20 protein-coding genes and 1 tRNA gene are annotated in these 21,049 nt (G+C 70.4%); 15 read left to right on the forward strand and 6 right to left on the reverse strand.

Annotated elements, in window-relative coordinates; genetic code table 11:
* Positions 1-67 precede the first annotated feature (67 nt).
* A complete protein-coding gene (gene serS / locus GWK61_RS10115) occupies positions 68-1,345 on the reverse strand; it encodes a serine--tRNA ligase (RefSeq protein ID WP_194907602.1) in 1,278 nt (425 codons plus the stop codon).
* A 111-nt stretch (positions 1,346-1,456) separates the two neighbouring features.
* Between serS and GWK61_RS10120 the strand changes: the two genes are divergently transcribed.
* Complete coding sequence (locus GWK61_RS10120) at positions 1,457-1,777, forward strand: rhodanese-like domain-containing protein (RefSeq protein WP_194907660.1); 321 nt, start codon at positions 1,457-1,459, stop codon at positions 1,775-1,777.
* On the opposite strand, the gene GWK61_RS10125 is transcribed toward GWK61_RS10120, so the two are convergent.
* The gene (locus tag GWK61_RS10125; RefSeq protein ID WP_194907604.1) at positions 1,743-2,444 is read right to left on the reverse strand and encodes a glycosyltransferase family 2 protein; all 702 of its coding nucleotides are present in this window, start codon (positions 2,442-2,444) and stop codon (positions 1,743-1,745) included. The genes GWK61_RS10120 and GWK61_RS10125 overlap by 35 nt on opposite strands.
* A 30-nt stretch (positions 2,445-2,474) precedes the next feature.
* Here GWK61_RS10125 and GWK61_RS10130 point away from each other — a divergent pair, with 30 nt between their 5' ends.
* Positions 2,475-3,080 (forward strand): TetR/AcrR family transcriptional regulator, encoded by a 606-nt coding sequence (locus tag GWK61_RS10130; RefSeq protein WP_194907606.1) that lies wholly within the window; start codon positions 2,475-2,477, stop codon positions 3,078-3,080.
* 181 nt (positions 3,081-3,261) lie between these two features.
* Complete coding sequence (locus tag GWK61_RS10135) at positions 3,262-4,416, forward strand: hypothetical protein (protein WP_194907607.1); 1,155 nt, start codon at positions 3,262-3,264, stop codon at positions 4,414-4,416.
* Between the two features lie 130 nt (positions 4,417-4,546).
* Here GWK61_RS10135 and GWK61_RS10140 read toward each other — a convergent pair whose 3' ends face one another.
* Complete coding sequence (locus GWK61_RS10140) at positions 4,547-5,530, reverse strand: DUF5926 family protein (RefSeq protein ID WP_194907609.1); 984 nt, start codon at positions 5,528-5,530, stop codon at positions 4,547-4,549.
* 363 nt (positions 5,531-5,893) lie between these two features.
* Between GWK61_RS10140 and GWK61_RS10145 the strand changes: the two genes are divergently transcribed.
* Entirely contained in the window at positions 5,894-7,744 is a 1,851-nt protein-coding gene (locus GWK61_RS10145; protein ID WP_369125573.1) for an anthranilate synthase family protein, read from the forward strand.
* 368 nt (positions 7,745-8,112) lie between these two features.
* Here the strand turns inward: GWK61_RS10145 and GWK61_RS10150 are convergent, their stop codons facing one another.
* Positions 8,113-8,910, reverse strand: coding sequence for an ATP-binding protein (locus GWK61_RS10150; RefSeq protein ID WP_194907622.1), 798 nt, complete (start codon positions 8,908-8,910; stop codon positions 8,113-8,115).
* 175 nt (positions 8,911-9,085) lie between these two features.
* Positions 9,086-9,940: a glycerophosphodiester phosphodiesterase gene (locus tag GWK61_RS10155; RefSeq protein ID WP_194907662.1), complete on the reverse strand. Its 855-nt coding sequence runs from the start codon at positions 9,938-9,940 to the stop codon at positions 9,086-9,088.
* A 318-nt stretch (positions 9,941-10,258) separates the two neighbouring features.
* Here GWK61_RS10155 and GWK61_RS10160 point away from each other — a divergent pair, with 318 nt between their 5' ends.
* The 6 genes from GWK61_RS10160 to GWK61_RS10185 all read left to right on the forward strand — a co-directional run bounded on the left by GWK61_RS10160 (position 10,259) and on the right by GWK61_RS10185 (position 15,016).
* Complete coding sequence (locus GWK61_RS10160; protein WP_194907624.1) at positions 10,259-10,687, forward strand: YbjQ family protein; 429 nt, start codon at positions 10,259-10,261, stop codon at positions 10,685-10,687.
* A gap of 94 nt (positions 10,688-10,781) precedes the next feature.
* Positions 10,782-11,093, forward strand: coding sequence for a hypothetical protein (locus tag GWK61_RS10165; protein WP_194907626.1), 312 nt, complete (start codon positions 10,782-10,784; stop codon positions 11,091-11,093).
* 16 nt (positions 11,094-11,109) lie between these two features.
* Positions 11,110-11,757: a thymidine kinase gene (locus GWK61_RS10170; RefSeq protein WP_194907628.1), complete on the forward strand. Its 648-nt coding sequence runs from the start codon at positions 11,110-11,112 to the stop codon at positions 11,755-11,757.
* Positions 11,758-11,819: 62 nt separating this feature from the next.
* Positions 11,820-11,904: transfer RNA gene (locus GWK61_RS10175), tRNA-Ser, on the forward strand.
* Positions 11,905-12,143: 239 nt separating this feature from the next.
* Complete coding sequence (locus GWK61_RS10180; protein WP_194907640.1) at positions 12,144-14,123, forward strand: cell wall-binding repeat-containing protein; 1,980 nt, start codon at positions 12,144-12,146, stop codon at positions 14,121-14,123.
* 134 nt (positions 14,124-14,257) lie between these two features.
* Positions 14,258-15,016 carry an MBL fold metallo-hydrolase gene (locus GWK61_RS10185; RefSeq protein ID WP_194907642.1) on the forward strand — a complete coding sequence of 253 codons (759 nt, stop codon included), beginning with the start codon at positions 14,258-14,260 and terminating at the stop codon, positions 15,014-15,016.
* Positions 15,017-15,108: 92 nt separating this feature from the next.
* Here GWK61_RS10185 and GWK61_RS10190 read toward each other — a convergent pair whose 3' ends face one another.
* Positions 15,109-15,780, reverse strand: a complete 672-nt coding sequence (locus tag GWK61_RS10190) for a hypothetical protein (protein ID WP_194907644.1) — start codon at positions 15,778-15,780, stop codon at positions 15,109-15,111.
* Positions 15,781-15,989: 209 nt separating this feature from the next.
* Between GWK61_RS10190 and GWK61_RS10195 the strand changes: the two genes are divergently transcribed.
* Genes GWK61_RS10195 through GWK61_RS10215 form a run of 5 tightly spaced genes read left to right on the forward strand, consistent with a single transcriptional unit; the run spans position 15,990 to position 21,045 of the window.
* Positions 15,990-17,582, forward strand: a complete 1,593-nt coding sequence (locus GWK61_RS10195; RefSeq protein ID WP_194907646.1) for an efflux RND transporter periplasmic adaptor subunit — start codon at positions 15,990-15,992, stop codon at positions 17,580-17,582.
* A gap of 5 nt (positions 17,583-17,587) precedes the next feature.
* Positions 17,588-18,397, forward strand: coding sequence for an ABC transporter ATP-binding protein (locus GWK61_RS10200; protein ID WP_323747487.1), 810 nt, complete (start codon positions 17,588-17,590; stop codon positions 18,395-18,397).
* Entirely contained in the window at positions 18,394-19,623 is a 1,230-nt protein-coding gene (locus GWK61_RS10205) for an ABC transporter permease (RefSeq protein ID WP_194907647.1), read from the forward strand. The genes GWK61_RS10200 and GWK61_RS10205 overlap by 4 nt, the downstream gene beginning before the upstream one ends.
* Before the next feature lie 52 nt (positions 19,624-19,675).
* Positions 19,676-20,317, forward strand: coding sequence for a DUF5666 domain-containing protein (locus GWK61_RS10210; protein ID WP_194907649.1), 642 nt, complete (start codon positions 19,676-19,678; stop codon positions 20,315-20,317).
* Positions 20,318-20,328: 11 nt separating this feature from the next.
* On the forward strand, positions 20,329-21,045 hold the full coding sequence (locus GWK61_RS10215; protein ID WP_194907651.1) for a response regulator transcription factor: 717 nt from the start codon (positions 20,329-20,331) through the stop codon (positions 21,043-21,045).
* Positions 21,046-21,049: the final 4 nt, after the last annotated feature.

Consider the following 21,049-nt stretch of genomic DNA (forward strand, 5'->3'; position numbering starts at 1 on the left):
CGATTGGCAGCCGCTGTCGCATTCTGTCAGCCGGAGCCGGGCCAAGCCCGTCCCCGGCCCCTCAACCTCAGCCCGCGACCAGCTCCAGCGTCTCGCGCCCGCCGAGGTACGGACGCAGCGCCGCCGGGACCGTCACCGAGCCGTCGGCGTTCTGGTGGTTCTCCAGGATCGCGACGATCATCCGGGTCATGGCGCACAGCGTGCCGTTCAGCGTGGCCAGCGGCCGCACGCCGTCCGCGCCGCGCATCCGGATCTGCAGGCGGCGGGCCTGGAACTCGGTGCAGTTCGAGGTCGAGGTGACCTCGCGGTACTTGCCCTGGGTCGGGATCCAGGCCTCGCAGTCGTACTTGCGGGCCGCCGAGCTGCCCAGGTCGCCGGCCGCGACGTCGATCACCCGGAACGGGATCTCCAGCGCGGTGATGAACTCCTTCTCCCAGCCCAGCAGGCGCAGGTGCTCCTCCTCGGCCTCCTCGGGCAGGACGTAGGAGAACATCTCGACCTTCTCGAACTGGTGCACCCGGATGATGCCGCGGGTGTCCTTGCCGTAGCTGCCGGCCTCGCGGCGGTAGCAGGACGAGTAGCCGGCGTAGCGCAGCGGCAGCTTGCCGGCGTCCAGGATCTCGTCCATGTGGTACGCCGCCAGCGGCACCTCCGAGGTGCCGACCAGGTACATGTCGTCCTCGGCGAGGTGGTAGACGTTCTCCGCGGCCTGGCCGAGGAAGCCGGTGCCGGCCATCGCCTCCGGCTTCACCAGCGACGGGGTGATCACCGGGGTGAAGCCGTACTTGGTCGCCTGGGCCATCGCCATGTTCAGCAGCGCGATCTCCAACAGCGCGCCGACGCCGGTCAGGTAGTACTGCCGCGCGCCGCCGACCTTGACGCCGCGCTCCAGGTCGATGGCGCCGAGCAGCTTGCCCAGCTCGACGTGGTCGCGCGGCTCGAAGCCCTCGGCCGCGAAGTCGCGCGGGGTGCCGACAGTCTCGCGCAGGACGAAGTCGTCCTCGCCGCCCTCGGGCACGCCGTCGATGACCACGTTGGACAGCGACAGCTGCAGGTTCCGCAGGACGCCGTCGGCCTCGTGCTGGTCGGCCTCGGCCGCCTTCACGCCGTCGGCGAGCTTCTTGGCCTGCTCCAGGAGCGCGGCCTTCTCGTCCCCGGCGGCCTTGGGGATCTGCTTGCCGAGCAGTTTCTGCTCGTTGCGCAGGGTGTCGAAGCGGGAGACGGCCGCGCGGCGCGCCTCGTCCGCGGACAGCAGCGCGTCGACGAGGGTCGGATCTTCACCTCGGGCGCGCTGCGAGGCGCGGACACGCTCCGGGTCTGTGCGGAGGAGACGCAGGTCAATCATGGACCAAGGCTAGCCGGTCCGGGTGGCCCCGCCGTAATGCTTTGATGGATGTCCCAAGCCAGAACGAGCAATCCCGAGCCACACCGGCTGCGGACCGAGGAGTACACCATGCTGGCCACGACCGACGTGAACTCGCTGCCCGAGGGCGGCCTGCTGCTCGACGTCCGCGAGGACGACGAGTGGGCGGCCGGACACGCGCCGACCGCGAAGCACATCCCGATGTCGGAGTTCGTCGCGCGCAAGGAGGAACTCGGCGCGCCCGAGGGTCCGGTCTACGTGATCTGCCGTGCCGGAGGCCGTTCGGCACAGGTGGCGCAGTACTTGACCGAGAACGGCGTGGAAGCCGTCAACGTGACCGGCGGCATGCAGGCGTGGGAGGCCGCCGGCAAGGCGGTGGTCACGGACTCCGGAGCGGCAGGGACCGTGATCTGAGGGCCAGCAGCACATCGCGGTACTGGCGGGCCCGGTGGATCTGGGACCGCCAGTCCTCGCCGGTGACCCGGTGCCGCAGGTCCGCGGGGACCTCGGCGACCTGGAAGCCGGCGCGGAGCAGGTCGATGGTCAGGCCCACCTCGACGCCGAAGCGGGGCGCGTAGCGGACGGCCCCGGCGGCCGCGCGGGTCAGGCAGCGCTGCCCGGACAACGGCGCGGCGGCCTCGAAGCCGGTCAGCCTTTTGATTCCCTCGCGCGCCAGGCCGACCACGAGGCCGTGGCCGCCGCCAGGTTGCGGCGGCGGGAGCGCTACGGCCATGTCGCAGGTTCCGGACCGGACGGCTTCGACGAGCGGGCCCGCGTTGGCCGCGGTGTCTTCGAGGTCGGCGTCCAGGAAGAGGACGTAGCGGGCCTGGTCCGGGAGTGCTGCGACACCGGCGGCGAGGGCTGCGCCCTTGCCGAGGTTGTTGCGGTTGGTCAGCACCCGGGCACCGGCTCTGCGCGCCCGGCGCGTCGTGGCGTCCCGGGAGCCGTCATCCATGACCAGGACGGTTCCCAGCGTGGCCGCGGCGTGCACCGTGGCGGCGATCCGCTCTTCCTCGTTCCAGGCCGGGATGATGACGAAGACGTCACTCGATGTGACCTCTGTGACAGGTTCCGCCTCCATGCCCCGAGCCTAGAGGTAGCGTGACGGGCAATGGACCGCAGCCGACACAGCGACGACAAGATCCTGGACGCCGCCCAGAGCGCACTGCTGGACCTGGGACTGCGCAACACCACGCTGGCCGAGGTGGCCCGGCGGGCCGGGGCGTCCCGGATGACCCTGTACCGGCGCTACCCGGACATCGACGCGCTGCTGACCGAGGTGCTCGGGCGGCAGCTGATCAGGGTGGTGCGGCGCAACGCCGGCCTGCAGGAGTCGGCCGGCGGCGACCGGAGCGCGCGCGATCTGCTGGTCACCGGGACCGTCGAGGTGGTGCGGGCTTTCCACGGCGATCTACTGATGCACAAGATCCTGGAGTCCGACGCCGAGTTCCTGCTGCCGTATCTGACCCGCGAATTCGGCCCGCTCCAGCATTACGCGCTGGACCTGCTGTCGGTGCGGCTGGAACAAGGGCACGAGGACGGGTCGATCCGGCCGGGTTCTGTGGCGTTGCAGGCGCGGACGGTCCTGTTGACGGCGCAGTCGTTCGTGGTGTCGGCGCGGGCGACGGGGCCGGTGCCGGTGGACCGGCTTCTGGAAGAGCTGACCGAGATGCTGGACGCCTATCTGCGACCCGGCCACACCGTTTCCGCTGGGTAATAGGCGCAGCGCTCACGGTACCTAGACGCCCGGGCGCTGGCGACGGGGGATGCACCAGCGACCGGGCTGGAAGCACAGTACCCACGCCGATGGTTCGACGCAAAACAAGAATGTTCGAGACGCGAATCGGCGAAGGGCGAAATGCCGGATCCGCTGCTGTTCGTGCGATTTCATGTCCGGCATGGCACTTTCACGCACGGTCCCGCCGCGCGCCCTGACCCTCGTCGCGGCTGCCGCCGCAGGCGGGACGGCGCTGGTCGGCGCGGGTCTGGTGGCCCACGCGGCGGCTGCCGCCGCCCCGGCCACCGCCCCGGCCGCCACGCACGCGGCGGCGAGCACGTTGATCACGGTGACCGTGGACAGCGTTCCGGCGTTGTCGGTCAACGCCTTCCAGGGCACGTACGCGACCAGCACGGTGGCGCAGAACGGCGGCGACGACTCCGCCGACGGCATGCAGGACCCCACCGGCGTGCTCGACCGGATCACGCTGGACCAGCCGGCGCAGTCCAAGACACACTCCGATCCGGCCAAGAACTGGGCCGATGCGCAGCCTGCGGTGGAGTACACGCTGCATGGGAAGAAGCTCTATGCGATCTCTTCTGTAGACGCGCATGCGGAGTGCGTGCCGTCGTCATCGCAGGGGGCGAGCACTTACGTCCACATGTCTCCGGATTCGGTGACGGTGCTCGGGACGAAGGTCGGGACCGGGAAGACCACGGTGCCGGTGACCGGGGCTCAGCTCGGGGTCACGAATGTGGATCACGGAAGCCTTGAGGTTACGTACACCACTAGCGCCATGCAGGGGCAGCAGACGGATGCGACCTCTGCGCACGCGCATATGGACCTGAGCATCAGTGGGACCTTCTACGACAGCGCAGGCAAGCAGCTCTATAGCGGACCTCTGCAGAAGCTTCGCCTTGGCGATGTGCAGGTGACGTGTCAGAGCTCGGGGACGGTGACGACGCCGATGCCGACCCCGACGGCCACGACAGGATCGTCTGCGCCGGGCAGCCCTCCTGTGAACGTCGGCGATCCGCAGACGCCGGGTCCCGCGGCACCCTCAACGATGCGGGACCGGGACGCCCGGAACCCGGCGGCCTATGCCGCGCCCTCGCGCTCGTCACGGAGTGGCAAGCATTCGAAGGGCACCGGTAAGGGCGAACCCGGTCCTGCCGCTCCGGAGAACGGCCCTGCGCTTCCCGCCGCGAACGTCGCCAAGGCGACGGCTTCGGACGGCGGTGACGGGTCGCTCTGGTGGGCGCTGCTGTCGGTGCTCGGGCTCGGTGGCGGGGCGGGGTTGTACGTCGCGACGCGGAGACGTGGGCGGCATCAGTAGCACATAGCGCGTACACAACGGAGAAGCGCGGGGGTCCTGAGGACTCCCGCGCTTCTGCGCGCTATAGCGTTTGCCGCGCTATAGGGGACGCGGTCTGTAGCGTCCGCCTATAGCGACTGCGGCCCGGCCCTTAGCGCAGCGTCACCTGGCGGCTCACCAGACCGGCCCGCGCACGACGCTCCTCGTTCGTCAGCGGGCTGTCGTCGGCGAGCGCCTTGGCCAGCCGCTCGGCGAACTCGGCGGCCGGCTTCTCGATCTCCGCGGCCTCCATCTCCTTGGGGAGGTCCCACACCGGGACGACCAGGCCGCAGGCCCGGAAGGCGCCGACGTAGCGGGTGTTCTCGCCGAGGTTGGACTGCTTGGCCGCGTGCAGGCGCGCCAGCGCGTCCATCAGCTTCTCCTCCTCGTGGGGCATGACCCAGCGGAGGTGGCCCTTCTCGCGGATGCGCGTCCAGTACGCCGAGGGGACGGACTCCAGCTTCTTGGTCGGGTACGCGGCGGCGTTGGCGTGCTCCAGCGAGAGCTGCGCCTCGGCCGACACCTCCGCGCCCTCGATGATCCAGAAGGAGAAGTCGTCGTGGACGGTGATGTCCAGGCCGTCGCCGCTGGTGTCCAGCAGGTCCTTCAGGCGCGGCCCCTCGGCGGCCGGCGCCGAGGAGTCCACGACGGTGCCCGGCTCGCTGTCCAGGGCGCGCAGCAGGGCGTCTGCCAGGTCGCGGTCCGGGTCGCCGGAGCTGGCCAGCGTCTGGAGCGCCAGCATGATCTCGCCGGTGTCCCGGTGCACCGCCGGGGCTGCCATCGGCAGCACGGTGGCCAGGGTGACGGTGCGGCCGGCGTGCTCGCCGGCCAGCTTCAGCGGCGCGGTGGCGGCCGGGACCAGCTCGCGCATGGCCACGATGTCGGTCTCGCCGGGCAGGCCCTCGAACGGCCGCTTGTTGACCGTCGCCTCGCCGGCCTGCTGGTGCGCGGCAGCGGCGGCTTCGCGTCCGTGGCAGGCCTTGTACCGGCGGCCGGATCCGCAGGGACACGCCTCGCGGGCCCCGACGACGGGGATCTCGCCGTCCACGACCTTGGCGGGCCCGGCTTTCACGGTCCTGCTCGACTTCTTGCCCATGCGTGCCGGCCCTTCCTTGCTGGGGTGATTGCTTCCGGGTCAGCCTAGTAGGCCCGGAGGGTGAGACGAGCCCACACGGCGAGTGACACCCTGCTACTGTCTGGTCATGCGCTCTTTCCCACAACAGTGGTGGTGGTCCGTCCCAGGCGGACCCCGGTAAGCGCACCCACGCTCCCCAAACCGGCCGCCTCACGAGGCGGCCGGTTTCGGTTTCTCTGAGAACTTCCACGGAGAACCCCGGTGGGCCTCACGGAGCGGCCTCTCCAGAGAGGCACCGCAATGGCACACCAGGAACCTCAGGAATTCTTTCCAGGCTCCTCTCCAGACTTCCCCAACCGTCTTCCGGACGGTCCGTTCGCGCTGATCCGGCGCGGCGCGGAGGCGGAGGTAGAGCTACTCACCGGGCGTGCCTTTGAGCAGTTCCCGGCTTTGGCGGATCTCCCTATAGAGGACGCTGACGCGCTTCTCGCGCTCGTCCCCTATAGGCAGCTCATGGAGCGCGGGGACGAGTGTCACGACGATCATGCGCCGTTGCTCGCCATGCGGATCACTGGACGTCACCGATGCGCGGTCTCGGAGTTGCCGCCGGCGACACCGCCGGTCTTGCGGGACGGCGCGTTCGATGTGGATGACGAGGCGTATGGCGCGTCGGTGAAGCGTGTGCTGGACGAGGAGATCGGTGCGGGCGAGGGGTCGAACTTCGTGCTGCGGCGGACGTTCGTCGGGCACTGCGACTCCGCGCGGGAGACGGCGTATGGAGCGTTCTGCGCGTTGTTGGAGAAGGAGCGGAGCGCGTATTGGACGTTCCTCATCGACACCGGCGAAGGGCTGATGGTCGGTGCGACGCCGGAGCGGCACGTGTCGCTCGCCGACGGAGTTGCGGTGATGAACCCGATCAGCGGGACCCTGCGTGAGGCCCCTGCGACGGCCTCGCGGGAGCGCGTGGTGGCGTTTCTGGAGGACGCCAAGGAGCGCGACGAGCTGGCGATGGTCGTGGACGAGGAACTGAAGATGCTCGCCGAGGTGGGGAACATCGGCGGCCGGGTGCGCGGTCCGTTCCTGAAGGAGATGGCGAACCTCGCGCACACGGAGTACTACATCGAGGCGCGCACGACGATGGACCCTCGCCTGATCCTGCGGACCACGATGTTCGCGCCCACCGCCACCGGCTCCCCGATCCGCAACGCGTTCCGCGTGATCAAGCGGCACGAGCGCGGCGGCCGCGGGTACTACGCGGGGGTCGCGGCGCTGATCTCCCGCGACGAGACCGGGGCGCCGGAGATGGACGCGCCGCTACTGCTGCGGGTGGCGTACGTGGGGAACGACGGGACGGTGCGGGTGCCGGTCGGGGCGACGCTGGTGCGGGGGTCGGATCCGTACGAGGAGGTGCGGGAGACGTATGCGAAGGCCGCGGGGGTGCTGCGGGCTTTCGGGGTGGGTTTCGGGGCGCAGCTCGGGTTGGGCCAGGCCGCGCCGCCGGCCGGGGGCGAGGCGCGCGATGCGGCGGGGGCAGAGACGGGAGCACAGACTGGGGCACGGACAGAGCCGTGGTCTGCGGACCCTGAGATCGCGGCACTCCTGGCGTCACGAAATGAGCACCTGTCGGCGTTCTGGCTGAACGAGCACGAGCCTGCGGACCTCGTCGACCCGGTGCTGGCCGGTCGCAAGGTGCTGATCGTCGACAACGAGGACGCGTTCACCTCGATGCTGGCGGTGGAGCTGCGCGCACTCGGCCTGGAGACCACCCGCGTCGCCCACGACGAGGTCCCGGACCACAACGGCTACGACCTGGTCCTCCTCGGGCCGGGCCCCGGCGACCCCCGCGACACGACCTCACCCCGCATGACGAGCGTCCGCAACCTGGCGAAACTCCTCATCGACCACCGCACCCCCACCCTCGGCCTGTGCCTGGGCCACGAGGCACTGGCCGCGGCCCTCGGCCTGGAACTGGTCCGCCTCCCCACCCCGATGCAGGGCACGCAGGTCGAGCTGAACCTCTTCGGCAGCACGGAGCGCGTCGCCTTCTACAACTCCTACGCAGCCCGCATGCCGGAGTTCCTGGTCCTGGAGACAGTGGCCCTACCCGGCACGAACCTGACGGCGGCCCTACGCGGCCCCTCCTTCACCGGCCTACAGTTCCACCCCGAATCGGTCCTGACGACCGACGGCCTCGGCATCCTCAGCCGCGAGATCCGGCGGCTGCTCGCCCGTTGAAGGACGGCCGGCAGGAGGCAAGGACGGATGGCGCGGTCGGTCGGGAAGCCGGCCGCGCCGCCTGCCATGCAAGTCAGCCCTCGCCGCCAAACTCGGCCGCGCAACCGCCAGCCAGCCAGCACCACTGGTCAGCGCAGCGCAACCGCGCCGCTCTGCGCCGCCTGCAAGCAAGTCAGCCCTCGCCCACAAATGCGACACCACCGAAGCCCGCGCCGACCCAGCTCGCCGCCGCCGACCACCACCAGCCCGCGTCACCAGCCCGCGTCATTAACCCCGCCGCACCGCGCCGCCGCCGAGACGAGTCAGCCCTCGCCCCGCGCCGGCGCGCCGCGACCGGTTCCGCTCACATCTCCAGCCCGTCGCGCCCCTCAGGCCGCCGCCGCCGTGCACCCCACCCGCGCCTCGGGGTAGCGGGGCACCCAGGCTGTATCCGAGCCCACCGTGTCCCCGTCCGGTCCGCCGCGGGCCTCGCCGAGGCGGGAGCCGCCCAGGCGGGTGGCTCGGCCCCGGTTGCGGCCGGTGCCGGGCAGGTGCGTGGTCAGGGCCACGCGCATGCGGCGCCACCAGCGGCGGTCGTGGTCTTCGGGGGGTGGTGGTGCGGCGTGGCGGGCGTGGAGGCGGACTGCGGCCCAGACTGTTTTGGGCGCACTGGGGTCCGTCGGGTCGAGCGGGGCTGCCGGGCCCGCCCCTGCCCTGGCGCCGGCTCCGGGCCGGTCCAGGCCTGCCGCGTCGCGCAGGTACGGGGTGCTCGCCTCCGTCTCCGGCGCGTACCACGGTTCCACGCCCCAGGCGTCCGCCAGGAGCCCCACAATGCCGAGTCCGCGGCCGTCCACCGCGGACTCGTCTACGTCGTCCAGGTCTGCCGCCACCAGATCCAGGCCCTCCAGCCCTGGTTCCGGGGGTGGCGCGTGTCCCGGCTGCTGGCGGCCGCCATCTGTCACGGCGATGCGCAGGACCTTGTCGTCCGCCATCCACCAGGCCACCCGGATGGTGCCGCCGGCCAGCGGCAGGGCGTGCCGCAGGGCGTTGCTCACCAGTTCCGAGAGGATCAGGACCGCGTCGTCCGCGGCCGGGGGTGCCACGCGCATCCGCTGGAGTGCGTCGGCCAGCGCGTGGCGGGCCGTACCGACGCTTTCGGGTGTGTACGGGAACTCGATCCCGCCCATGCCGCCCGCGGGTCTGGGCGCCGGGGCGCGCGTGACCGTTTGAGACGGACGTATTGATACCGATTCCCGGGGACTCTCCGGTTGCACCGACATGACGACCCCCACGGCTCCCTCCCTGCCGACGAGGAGCTACTCGCGGTAGATGCCCGGTTCGTCCTTGCGGAAAACGACAAAGTCAGGGTGAATCAGGGTTCAGCTCGATGACGCCATGGCGCGCCGTGGCCGCCGGCGCCGCGCCGTCGCGGCCCAGCCTGGCCAGGACCGCCTTGGGGCGGTTGGAGATGATCGCGTCCACTCCCAGTTCGACGCACAGGTCGATGTCCGAGGGCTGATCCACGGTCCAGACATGAACGCGATTTCCCATGGAGTGCACGCGTTCCACGTATTCGGGATGGATTCGCAGAATATGGATTCCCGGTCCCGCGATCCGCACTCCGCGCGGCAATGACCCGTCGCGCAACCTCAACGGCACCCGGTCCAGAAGCAGCACGGTGTCCAGCGACGGCGCCAGCCTCCGGATCCGGCGCACCGACATCGCCGAGAACGACATCACCCGCACCGGCGAGCGCTCCCCCAGCCGGGGGTGCGCCAGCCCGAACCGGTCCAGCAGCGCCACCAGGTGCTCCTCGACCAGGCCGGCGTAGCGGGTCGGGTGCTTGGTCTCGATCGCCATCTCCACCCGGTTCGGGTGCCCCGTCACCAGCTCCAGCAGCCGCTCCAGGGTCAGCACCCGGTGCGCGCCCTCGCGCCGCAGGTCCGGGTACTCGGCGAACTCCTCGTCGCCGGGCCGCTGCTTCCAGGAGCCGAAGTCCAGCTGCCGCAGCTGCGCCAGCTCCAGCGTGGACACCACGCCGCGGCCGTCGGAGGTGCGGTTCACGCGGCGGTCGTGCACGCAGACCAGCTGCATGTCCGCGGTGAGGCGCACGTCACACTCCACGCCGTCCGCGCCCTGCAGCAGCGCGGCCTCGTACGCGGCCAGCGTGTGCTCCGGCACGTCCTCGGAGGCGCCGCGGTGGGCGATGACGGGGATCTCCGCGACGGTGCGGCGGGGGAGCGCGGGCCCGGAGGCACCGGCCCGGAGCGCGATGTGGGGCCGGGCCGCCGACACCGGCTCGGAGCGGCGCCGATCTGACGGACGGGGCTCTGGGCGGCGCAAAGATTGCACGTCATGAATCCTTCCAGATGACCCCCGGAACCGCGCACCGGAGACGATCGGAAAAGGCAGGTGTTCAAATCGCTTTCACCGCGGCTTCAAACGACGGACATACTGGCTCACCAGACAGGGGGTCCCTTGTCGTATCGTCGTAGCGACGGACCATCCACCGATCGCCCATCATCAGGGGGACATATGAGCCAGCAGCCGTACGGACAGCCCGGATACCAGCAGGGACCGCCGCCGCAGCCGCAACAGCAGTACGCGCCGCCGCCCCCGCAGCAGGGGTTCCAGCAGAACTTCCTGTGCGTGACCACGAACGACATACCGGGCTACCGCATCGACGCCGTCTACGGCGAGGTCTTCGGCCTCACCGTGCGCAGCCGCAACGCCTTCAGCCAGATGGGGGCCGGCCTGAAGTCGATGTTCGGCGGCGAGCTCAAGGGCATGACCAAGGCCCTGATGGACAGCCGCAACGACGTCATGCAGCGGATGATCCAGGAGGCGATGAACCGCGGCGCTAACGCCATCGTCGGCATGCGCTTCGACACCTCGGAGATGGGCGACGTCTGGACCGAGATCTGCGCCTACGGCACCGCGGTGACCATCAGCCGCCAGGCCTGATCCACCCCGGCGTCCCGCGGGCGCGGTCCCCGCCGCCGGGGCCCGCGCCCGACGCGTTTGCCCCAGGCGGCGCCGCGGTGGATATCGTGAGGCGATGATCCGACGCTCGCTCACCGCCCTGGCCGCTGCCGCGGCCGCGGAACTGTGCTGTGTCGCGGGCAGCTTCCTGCACGCGATACGCCTGGTCGGGCACGTCGAGGGCGTCTCGCTGCCGACCGTCCTGAGCTCGCGCCGGAACATGGCGCTCACCGCCTGGCGGGCCTCACTGACCGTCGGCGACCGGCTGCTGTTCGCGGCCGTGGCGGTACTGGCCGCGGCCCTGGTCCTGGCCGGGCCCCATCTGAAGCCGACATTCGGGCGGATCCGCACGCGAATCACCGATGTTCGCAGGCTGCCCCGTGCATAGGAGATAATCTGCGACCATGGCCGAGCTCGTCTTCTTCACCGGAACCATGGACAGCGGCAAGTCGACCCTCGCCTTGCAACTCGACCACAACCACAACGCCCGGGGCCGGGCCGGGCTCATCTTCACCCGGGACGACCGCGCCGGGAGCGCCACCATCTCCAGCCGGCTGGGGCTGAAGGCCGCGGCGGTGGAGGTCGAGAACACCACCGACCTGCTCAACCACGTGGTGCAGATGATGTCCTCCGGCGGCAAGGTGGACTACGTGGTCGCCGACGAGGCGCAGTTCTACACCGAGGACCACATCGAGCAGCTGGCGCGCATGGTCGACGAGCTGAGCATCGACGTCTACGCCTTCGGCATCACCACCGACTTCCGCACCCGGCTGTTCCCGGGCAGCAAGCGCCTGATCGAGCTGGCCGACCGCATCGAGGTCCTGCAGGTACAGACCCTGTGCTGGTGCGGTGCCCGGGCCACCCACAACGCCCGCACCGTCGGCGGCGAGATGGTCGTCGAGGGCGAGCAGGTCGTGGTCGGCGACACCGCGGTCGATGACGAGATCGGCTACGAGGTGCTGTGCCGCCGACACCACCGCCGCCGGCTGACCGCCTCCCGCTCCGGAGCGGCCGCGTTGAGCCCGGACACGCTGCCGTTCGGCGCCGCCTGAGGCCCCCGAGCCACTCGCGGGTTGTGAGAGACTTTCTGTTCACGAGCGCCAGGGGTGCTCCAGGAGGATTTGCCTAGTGGCCTAAGGCGTTGGTCTTGAAAACCAAAGTGGCGAGAGTCACCGTGGGTTCGAATCCCACATCCTCCGCTTGAAGCAGGCTTTCGGCCTGCACTCTTACGCTTGGTAAGGGTGGTTTTCCCGCTCACGGGGTGAGGCCGGCTAGATAGAACGGCTGATCAAGCCGTCGTGGACTCGCGCTAGCTTCTTACCGGCATCCCCGCATGGCGACACTTCGCTGTTCGCTGATTCACCCCGGTTCTGCCGCATGAGCACGACCTCCTCTTGCACGACCTCCCCTTGCACGGCCTCCTCTTGAAGGTGACACCTTGCCACTGCGCAGTCGGGCCTCGCTTCTTCTCGCCGCGGTGTCCGCGGCCTCGGTATGCACCTTCAGCGGCGGTAGCGCGAGTGCGGCCGCTTCCGGGGACTTGAGTGGATACCTCACCTATGCCGGTGCCTCACATCCCGGCGACAACTTCTTCAAGCAGCTCGCGTCGGTGCACGCCGACGGCAGCGGGCTCAAGTACTGGACGCCGCCGCACGCTGCGAAGCCGGGCTTCAGCGAGCCCGTCTTCGACGACCCTTCGTATTCGCCGGACGGTTCACGTCTGGCCTACCTGGCCGACTACGACCTGTGGGTGGCGCAGGCGGACGGTTCGTCGGGGCACCTCGTCCGTCTCACGGCCACGGACGGCGGGCTGATGGGCGATCTGAGCTGGAGCCCGGACGGCTCCTACATCTACTTCACCGAGACGCTGCGCACCTCGACCCTCTATCGGATCCGGCCCAACGGCTCGGGCGAGGAGGCGCTTCTCACGTTCCCCGTCGTGAATACCGGGTACTCGGTGGCACCGAACGGGAACATCGCCTACGCGGACGAAGGCGCGATCGCGCAGTGGAATCCCAGCAGCGGCGCCGTCACCCGCATACTCGCCGGTGAGAACTTCGCACAGCCCGAGTTCTCGCCGGACGGCACCCGGTTGCTGATTATGGGAGTGCTGCAGGGGCCGGGCCAGTCCGGCAACCCGAGGCAGATATACGTCGTCAACGTGGACGGCACGGGCCTGCGGCAGCTGACGACTCCGGAACCGATCGGCCACCTCCAGGACTTTTACAACGCTCCCACCTGGTCGCCGGACGGCCGGTACATCGCGTTCTCCAACGGAAACGGCGGCGACCACGGCGCCATCGGCCTGGACGAGGTCGCCACCGGCACCATCACCTACATCGCCGGCACTCCGACCGGCGACGTCTCCACCATCGCCTGGCAGTCCCACGCCGTCCCGGCGTCCGGCCCGGTGCCGGCTCCGGCCGTCGACCGCATCGGGGGCGCCGACCGGATCGAGACCGCCATCGACGCCTCCCGCTTCGAGTTCGACGCCGCCAGCGCGACGGGCTCCGGCTCCGGTCTGCGGAAGGCATCGTGCGTCGTCCTGAGCCGGATGGACACCTACGCGGACGCCCTCTCCGGCAGCGCCCTGGCCGGGCAGAAATCCTGCCCGCTGCTCCTGACGCCGACCGGCAGCCTCGACCCGCGCGTGCTCGCCGAAATGCACCGGGTCCTCGCCCCCGGCGGAACCGTCTACCTGCTCGGCGGTACCAGTGCGCTGTCCCCGTCGGTCGCAGCGGCCGTTCGCGCCAACGACTTCCTGCCGACGCGCCTGGCCGGAACCGACCGGTATCTGACGAGTCTGGCGGTCGCCTCGGCGATCACCAAGCATCCGCGGAACGTCTTCGTGGCGACCGGCGAACAGTTCCCTGACGCCCTCGGCGCTGGCGCCGCAGCCTCGTCCCTGGGCCAGTCGGTCGTGGTGCTCAGCGCGGGCAGCAGCCTGGAATCCCCGGTACGGGACTACATCGCGGCGAGCTACGCGGGGTCGGCCAAGGTGCTCACAGTCGGCGGCTCGGCGGCCCAGGCGGTCGGCACCCAGCTTCCCGCTCTGCAGAACGTGGACGACATCTCCGGAGCCGACCGATACGCCACGGCAGCCGCCCTCTTCGCGCGGTTCGCCGCCGACCACCACCCCGCCCTCGGCGTGGCCACCGGCCACGACTGGCCGGACGCCCTCGCCGGAGGCGCCGTCGCGGGCGCGAACAACGGCCTGCTCCTACTCACCGACGGCGCCTCCGTCCCGGCGGTGGAGACCGCGAAGCTGGCGCCCACCATCTTCGGCGGAGTCAGGGAGATCATGGCCTTCGGCGGCAGCTCGGTCGTCCAGGACTCCACTCTGGGCGCGATCAGCAGGGCGACCGACACCACCGGCTGGACGTGGTTCGTCGATCGGCGAACGCCGGCACTTCCGTAACCATCAACGCACCTTGTGCGACCCCGGTGGCGAAATGACATACTTCATCGAGAGCAGTCGCTGACCTGGTATCAGGAAAGCAAAATCTTGAGTTCGAGTCCCACGTTCTCCGCCGGAACAGCAAGGTGCCGATGATGACGAAACAGTTCCGTGAGGAGGACGTCGTCCAGGTCGCGGACGGCGTCCACGCCGTCTTCGGCAGCGACGTCACGTGGGTGGTCGTGCAGGCCGGCGACAGCGCCACCCTGATCGACACCGGCTACCCGGCCGATCGCGCGAACCTGCTCGCGTCGCTGGAACTGCTGAAGGTGGCGCCGGAGGCGCTGAGCGCGGTCCTGATCACGCACGCGCACAACGACCACCTCGGCTCGGCGCAGTGGCTGCACGCCGCGTACGGCGTTCCGGTCCTGATGCACGCCGAGGAGGTGCCGCACGCGCGGCGTGACTTCCTGGACCAGGTGTCGGTCGGGAAGGTGGCCGCGAACGCGTGGCGGCCGGGGGTGGTGCCGTGGGCGCTGCGGGCGCTGGGCAACGGCGGTACCGCGGACGTCGCGGTCGCCGAACCGCAGGCCTTCCCCGCTCCCGGCGCGCTCGACCTGCCCGGCGCCCCGGTGCCGTTGCACATCCCCGGCCACACCGCGGGGCACTGCGCGTATCTGTTGCCGGACAGCGGGATCGTGGTGGGCGGGGACGCGATCGCCACCGGGCATCCGACGTCCCGGGCCAAGGGCCCGCAGTTGCTGCCCGCCATGTTCCACAAGGACCGGGAGCGCGCGCTGGCGGGGTTGAGCGTGCTGGAGGAGACCGACGCCGAGGTGCTGGTTCCCGGGCACGGACCCGTGTACCGCGGCTCGGTGCGCGAGGCTGCCAAGCTGGTGCGGGAACGCGGGTAGCGCGGCGACACCACGACGCCGCCACTGCCACTGCCACTGCCACCGTGGCGGATCTCGCTAAGCAGAATCCCGTATAACCGTCGGGCTCAGCTCTAGAGCGAGGAGGCGGCGGACTTGGCCGTCGCAAGGTCCTGAGTCACCGTCGCCGCTGCGGCGTCGAGGGTCGCCTGCGTGGCCGCTCCCTGCTGATACCGAACCGCGGTGACGATCCAGCCGCCGAGGTCGGACTTGGCCTTCGCCATGTCGTTCGTCCACTGGTCGAGGGCGCCGCCGTGGTCGCCGCCGTAGGCCGCGGCGGCCTGGCTCGCGGCGGCGAGGTACGTCGTGTCACCCTCGGGATCCGGCGCGGTGCGGAACTTCACGAACTGCGCGGGCGGCGACTTCGGGTCGCTGAAGGCTTGTCCGTATGCTGCGATACCCGGGTAGGACGTGTGGCCCACGATCTTCTGTCCGGACGCCAGCAGGTCCGCGTAGTGCTGGACCGACGCCAGCAGGATCCGGGTGCTCTTCGACGAATCCTTGGGGACCGCGGGTGCGGTGCCTGTGCCCGAACCGTCAGAGTTCGTATTCGCCCCACCGCTCGCGCCGGCCGCGTTCGGGCTGGCGCCGCCGACGGCGCCGAACGCGGCGGCCAGCGCGAATATGACGACCACCGCGGCTATCCCGTACATCACCAGCAGTCCCTGTTGCTGTCCCATGCCCAGCACCCGGCGCAGCGGCCGGCCGCGCCGGCCCCGACCCGGATTCCAGTCAATCTTCGGCACGGGGAAAACCTATCGCCGAACAGCGGTTATTCACCAGGGAGTCAATACTTCGGACACCTCGGAGATGCGTGAAGAACCCCCGATTATGAGAGTCAGATGAGACTGAACGTACCCCTTCACCTTCGCTTCAGTTACGAACGACAACCTCTGGCGCCATGACCGATAGCCCGCGACTCCAAAAAGGAGTCTGGATAAACACCTCGCTTGCCGTGGTGGTAGCCGCCGGTGGAGCGGGCGCCTGGGCGCTGCTCGGCTCGTCGAACTCCGGCAAGTCCACCGCCGGCCGTACCGTCGCCGTGCAACTCGGCAACGTGACCGCCCAGGTCTCGGCCTCCGGCAACGTCACCCTGCCGACCGAGTCGGACCTCGCGTTCACCGCCTCGGGCACGGTGACCGAGATCGACGTGAAGCCCGGCGACGCGGTGTTGGCCGGCCAGGTGCTGGCCAAGATCGACACCACCTCCGCCAACCAGCAGCTGGCCTCGGCGCAGGCCCAGCTGGCCACCGCGCAGGCGCAGCTGACCAAACTGCAGCAGGGCCAGACGCCGCAGCAGGTGGCGCTGAGCCAGCAGCAGCTGACCACGGCCGCGGACTCGCTGAGCTCCGCGAAGACCTCATACTCCGACGCGCAGAACAGCATCGCGATCGACGCGCAGACGCTGGCCTCGGCGGTGACGACGGCGCAGAACAACCTGTCCGCGGACCAGGCGCTGGAGACCTCGGACTGCGCCGGCGGAACGGCCAAGGCCACCGCCTGTACTCAGGACACGAACAAGGTCGCACAGGACACCAACGCGGTCACGACCGCCGGGAACGCCCAGAAGTCCGGCGCGCAGAAGGACACCCAGTCCCTGCACCAGGCGCAGTCCTCGCTGACGCAGGCTCAGAACTCCTACAACACGGCGGTGGACCAGCAGGCGGTCTCCGCCGCGCCGGCCACCCCGGACCAGATAGCCGCGGCCAACCAGTCCGTGGTCAACGCCCAGAACTCGCTGGCCGCCGCCCAGAAGGGCGTCGCCGGCACCGTCATCACCGCGCCGCAGGCCGGGACGGTCCTGTCGGTCGGCGGTTCGGTGGGCGACTCGGTGAGCGCCGGGTCCACCTCGTCGACCTCGGCGGCGTCGTCCTCGTCCAGCGGATCTACTGGGGGTTCGGCTGGCGGTTCCTCGGGATCGTCGAGCACGTCGTCCTCCAGCAGCGCCAAGTCCGGCAGCAGCTTCGTGGTGCTCGGCAACATGAGCAGCCTGACGGTGCGCGCCGAGTTCGCCGAGACCGACGCCTCCAAGCTCAAGCCCGGCGAGAACGCGCAGATCGCGATCAACGCGATCCCGGGCTCCTCGCTCACCGCGACCGTGCAGTCCGTGGACCCGACCTCGACCGTGGTGTCGAATGTCGTCGAGTACGGCGTCACGCTCCAGTTCACTTCCGGCCAGCAGGACCTGGCGTCCCTGAAACCGGGCCAGACCGCGTCGGTCTCGGTGGTCACCGACAACGTGACCAACGTGCTGTACGTGCCGTCCTCCTCGGTCACCACGCTCGCCGGCCAGAGCTTCGTGACGGTGGTCAGCGGCAAGACCCAGACGCAGACGGCGGTCCAGGTCGGCGTGGTCGGCGACACGACCACCGAGATCACCTCCGGGGTGAACGAGGGCGACCAGGTCCTGCTGTCCTCGCGCACCGGCACCAGCAGCACCACCGGCACCCGGGGCGGCGGCCTGACCGGCGGCGGCCTCGGCGGCGGGACGGGCGGAGCCGGCGGCGGTCTGGGCACCGGCGGCGGCCGGGGCGGGTTCGGCGGGTGACCGGCATGAGCGGTTCGAGCGCTTCGAACGGTTCGAGCGTTCCGAGCGGTCCAGGCGATCCGGGCGATCCGGGCGATCCGAAGCCGGTCATCGAGCTCGCCGACGTCCGCAAGACCTACGGCATGGACGGCACCGCCGTCCATGCCCTGCGCGGCGTCAGCCTGACCGTCCCGGCCGGCGACTACGTCGCGATCATGGGCGCCTCGGGCTCGGGCAAGTCGACGATGATGAACATCGTCGGCTGCCTCGACGTCCCCACCTCCGGCCGCTACCTGCTGGACGGCATCGAGGTCGAGCAGCTGTCGGACCGCCAGCTCGCGCTGGTCCGGAACCGCAAGATCGGCTTCGTCTTCCAGTCCTTCAACCTGCTGCCGCGCACCACCGCGCTGGACAACGTGGAGCTGCCGCTGGTGTACGCCGGCGTCGGCACCGCCGAGCGGCGCCGGCGGGCCCGGGCGGCGCTGGAGCTGGTCGGCCTCGGCGACCGCCTGAACCACAAGCCGCAGGAGCTCTCCGGCGGCCAGCAACAGCGCGTGGCCGTGGCCCGGGCGCTGGTCACCGCGCCCAGCCTGATCCTGGCCGACGAGCCCACCGGCAACCTGGACAGCACCTCCTCGGCCGACGTGATGGCGCTGTTCGACCGGCTGCACCAGGCCGGGCGCACCATCGTCCTGATCACCCACGAGCACGACATCGCCGAGCACGCCGAGCGCGCGATCCGGCTGATGGACGGGCAGATCGTCTCCGACGAGCGCAACGGCGCCAGGGGCTGGCTTTCCGAACGGCACAGTGCGAGGCACGGGAGCGCCATATGAAATTTCGCGAAGTCTTCCGGTTCGCCTTCGCCGGGCTGAAAGCCAACAAACTGCGGTCGGCGCTGACCACGCTCGGCATCCTGATCGGGGTCGGCGCGGTCATCCTGCTGGTCGCGGTCGGCAAGGGCTCCGGCGCGCAGGTGCAGGCGAACATCGACAAGCTGGGCACGAACCTGCTGGAGGTCTCCCGGCAGGCCGGCGGCTTCGGCGCGCGCGCGTCCCGCAACACCGGGACGCAGAGCACTGTCTCGGCCCTCACCCTGGCCGACGCGCAGGCGCTGGTGGACCCGGTGAACGCCCCGGACGTGCTGGACGAGGCCCCGGTGGTGACCGCCTCGCCGACGGCGACCTACCAGGGCGCCACGCACCCGATCGCGCAGCTGGTCGGCACCTACCCGGCGTACCTGACGGCCACCAACTGGCAGATCGCCGAGGGCTCGTCGATCACCGACGACGACGTGAGCCAGGCCCGCAAGGTGATCGTGATCGGGCAGACGGTGGCCACCGACCTGTTCGGCACCGCGGACCCGGTGGGCCGGCAAGTGATGATCAACAGCGTCCCTTACAGCGTCGAGGGCGTGTTGCAGGCCAAGGGCTCCAGCGGCCTGCAGGACGCCGACGACTTCGCGATCGCGCCGCTGACCACCGTGCAGGACTCGCTGAGCGGCTTCGGGTCGCTGAACCAGATCGTGGTGCAGGCCAAGTCGGCCGGCGCGACCACCGCGGCGCAGGACGAGATCACCTCGATCCTCACCGCGCGGCACCACCTGTCGGCCACCGCCTCGCCGGACTTCCGGGTGCTGAACCAGCAGTCGCTGCTGGCCACCTCCAGCTCCACCACGCACACCTTCACGGTGCTGCTGGGCGCGGTCGCGGCCATCTCGCTGCTGGTCGGCGGGATCGGGATCACCAACATCATGCTGGTCACGGTGACCGAGCGGACCCGGGAGATCGGCATCCGCAAGGCGCTGGGCGCCCCGCGCGCGGCGATCCTGGGCCAGTTCCTCATCGAGGCGGTGATGCTGTCGCTGATCGGCGGGGCGCTGGGGGTGGCCGCCGGGCTGATCGGCACCAGGTTCACGGTGGCCGGGGTGAAACCGGTGATCGTGCCGGCCTCGATCGCGCTGGCCTTCGCGGTGTCGGCGCTGATCGGGCTGTTCTTCGGGTCGTTCCCGGCCAACCGCGCGGCCAAGCTGCATCCCATCCAGGCACTGCGGCACGAGTAAGCCCCTCCTCCCGAGCCAGAAGTCCACGAGCAGGAAGATTCGGTAGTCACAGATGTCTGAGAACCCCGGCGGCCAGCCCGCCGACAACAACGCAGAGTTCGAACTCCTTTCCCAGGCGCCGTCCGCGCCGGACATCGCCGGACAGCTCAAGCCGGCCCGCAGCGGCGGCGGCGGGATCCCGAAGGTGACGCTGGGCCTGATCGGCGCGGTGCTGCTGGCCGGCGGGTTCGTCGGCGGGATCGCGGTGGGCAAGCACAACAGCTCCTCGTCGTCCACGTCGAACACGGCGGCGGGCGCGAACCGCGCGCGGGGCGGCTACACGGGCGGCTTCGGGACCGGGGGTGCGACCGGCGGGACCGGCGGTGCGACCGGCGGCACCGGCGGCACCCGCGGCGGAGCCGTCACCGGCACCGTCAGCGCGGTCAGCGGCTCGACCATCACCATCACCGACAGCACCGGCAAGTCGGTGACGGTCGACACCAGCCCGCAGACCACCGTGACGATCGGCAAGACCGGCACGGTCGCGGACCTGACGACCGGGTCTCAGGTGACCGTGCTGGGCACTCCGGACAGTAGCGGGACCATCACGGCCCGCTCGGTTGTGAGCGGTATCACAGGTCTCGGCTTCGGCGGACGCGGCGGAAACCGCACCCCGGGCGCCACTCCGTCTTCGCCGGGTGGGTCAAACGGGTGATACTGGACGGGATGGACACCCGAGGCTCCCTAGACCGAGAACCGCGCAGCCTGCTGGTCGTCGACGACGACACCGAGATCCGTGACGCGATCGCACGGGCCTTCCGCCTGCAGGGCTATCGCGTGCGCACCGCCGCCGGCGGCCTGGCCGCGCTGGAGCAGATCGCGGCCGACCCGCCGGACGCGATCGTGCTCGACGTGATGATGCCGGAGCTCGACGGGGTGGAGGTCTGCCGACGCCTGCGCGGCGTCGGCGACCACACCCCGGTGCTGCTGCTGACCGCGCGCGACGCGGTCGGGGACCGGGTGGCCGGGCTGGACGCCGGCGCCGACGACTACCTGGTGAAGCCGTTCGCGCTGGCCGAGCTGCACGCCCGGATGCGGGCCCTGCTGCGGCGCGCCGAGTACGAGCCGGTGCCGGAGTCGGAGCGGCTGGTGTTCGAGGACCTGGAGCTGGACCCGGAGTCCCGGCTGGCGTACCGGAGCGGGCGCACTATCGAGCTCACCCGGACCGAGTTCGCGCTGCTGGAGCTGTTGATGCGCAACGCCGGGCGGGTGTTGCCGCGCGAGGTGATCTCCGACCGGATCTGGGGCTACGAGCTCGGGCCGGAGTCGAACTCGCTGGAGGTGTTCGTGTCCTGCATCCGGCGCAAGACGGAGGCGGGCGGCGAGGCGCGGCTGGTGCAGACCGTGCGGGGGTTCGGGTACACGTTGCGGGTGACGGGGTGAAGTG

Origin of the sequence: Catenulispora rubra (genome assembly GCF_015356825.1) — a bacterium.
Classification (GTDB): domain Bacteria; phylum Actinomycetota; class Actinomycetes; order Streptomycetales; family Catenulisporaceae; genus Catenulispora; species Catenulispora rubra.

Bases quoted from the DNA above. Each gene is read 5' to 3' on its own strand.
- serS (WP_194907602.1), bottom strand. From the start codon at position 1,345: ATGATTGACCTGCGTCTCCTCCGCACAGACCCGGAGCGTGTCCGCGCC.
- GWK61_RS10125 (WP_194907604.1), bottom strand. From the start codon at position 2,444: ATGGAGGCGGAACCTGTCACAGAGGTCACATCGAGTGACGTCTTCGTC.
- GWK61_RS10130 (WP_194907606.1), top strand. From the start codon at position 2,475: ATGGACCGCAGCCGACACAGCGACGACAAGATCCTGGACGCCGCCCAG.
- GWK61_RS10135 (WP_194907607.1), top strand. From the start codon at position 3,262: ATGGCACTTTCACGCACGGTCCCGCCGCGCGCCCTGACCCTCGTCGCG.
- GWK61_RS10140 (WP_194907609.1), bottom strand. From the start codon at position 5,530: ATGGGCAAGAAGTCGAGCAGGACCGTGAAAGCCGGGCCCGCCAAGGTC.
- GWK61_RS10150 (WP_194907622.1), bottom strand. From the start codon at position 8,910: ATGGGCGGGATCGAGTTCCCGTACACACCCGAAAGCGTCGGTACGGCC.
- GWK61_RS10160 (WP_194907624.1), top strand. From the start codon at position 10,259: ATGAGCCAGCAGCCGTACGGACAGCCCGGATACCAGCAGGGACCGCCG.
- GWK61_RS10165 (WP_194907626.1), top strand. From the start codon at position 10,782: ATGATCCGACGCTCGCTCACCGCCCTGGCCGCTGCCGCGGCCGCGGAA.
- GWK61_RS10170 (WP_194907628.1), top strand. From the start codon at position 11,110: ATGGCCGAGCTCGTCTTCTTCACCGGAACCATGGACAGCGGCAAGTCG.
- GWK61_RS10185 (WP_194907642.1), top strand. From the start codon at position 14,258: ATGACGAAACAGTTCCGTGAGGAGGACGTCGTCCAGGTCGCGGACGGC.
- GWK61_RS10200 (WP_323747487.1), top strand. From the start codon at position 17,588: ATGAGCGGTTCGAGCGCTTCGAACGGTTCGAGCGTTCCGAGCGGTCCA.
- GWK61_RS10205 (WP_194907647.1), top strand. From the start codon at position 18,394: ATGAAATTTCGCGAAGTCTTCCGGTTCGCCTTCGCCGGGCTGAAAGCC.
- GWK61_RS10210 (WP_194907649.1), top strand. From the start codon at position 19,676: ATGTCTGAGAACCCCGGCGGCCAGCCCGCCGACAACAACGCAGAGTTC.
- GWK61_RS10215 (WP_194907651.1), top strand. From the start codon at position 20,329: ATGGACACCCGAGGCTCCCTAGACCGAGAACCGCGCAGCCTGCTGGTC.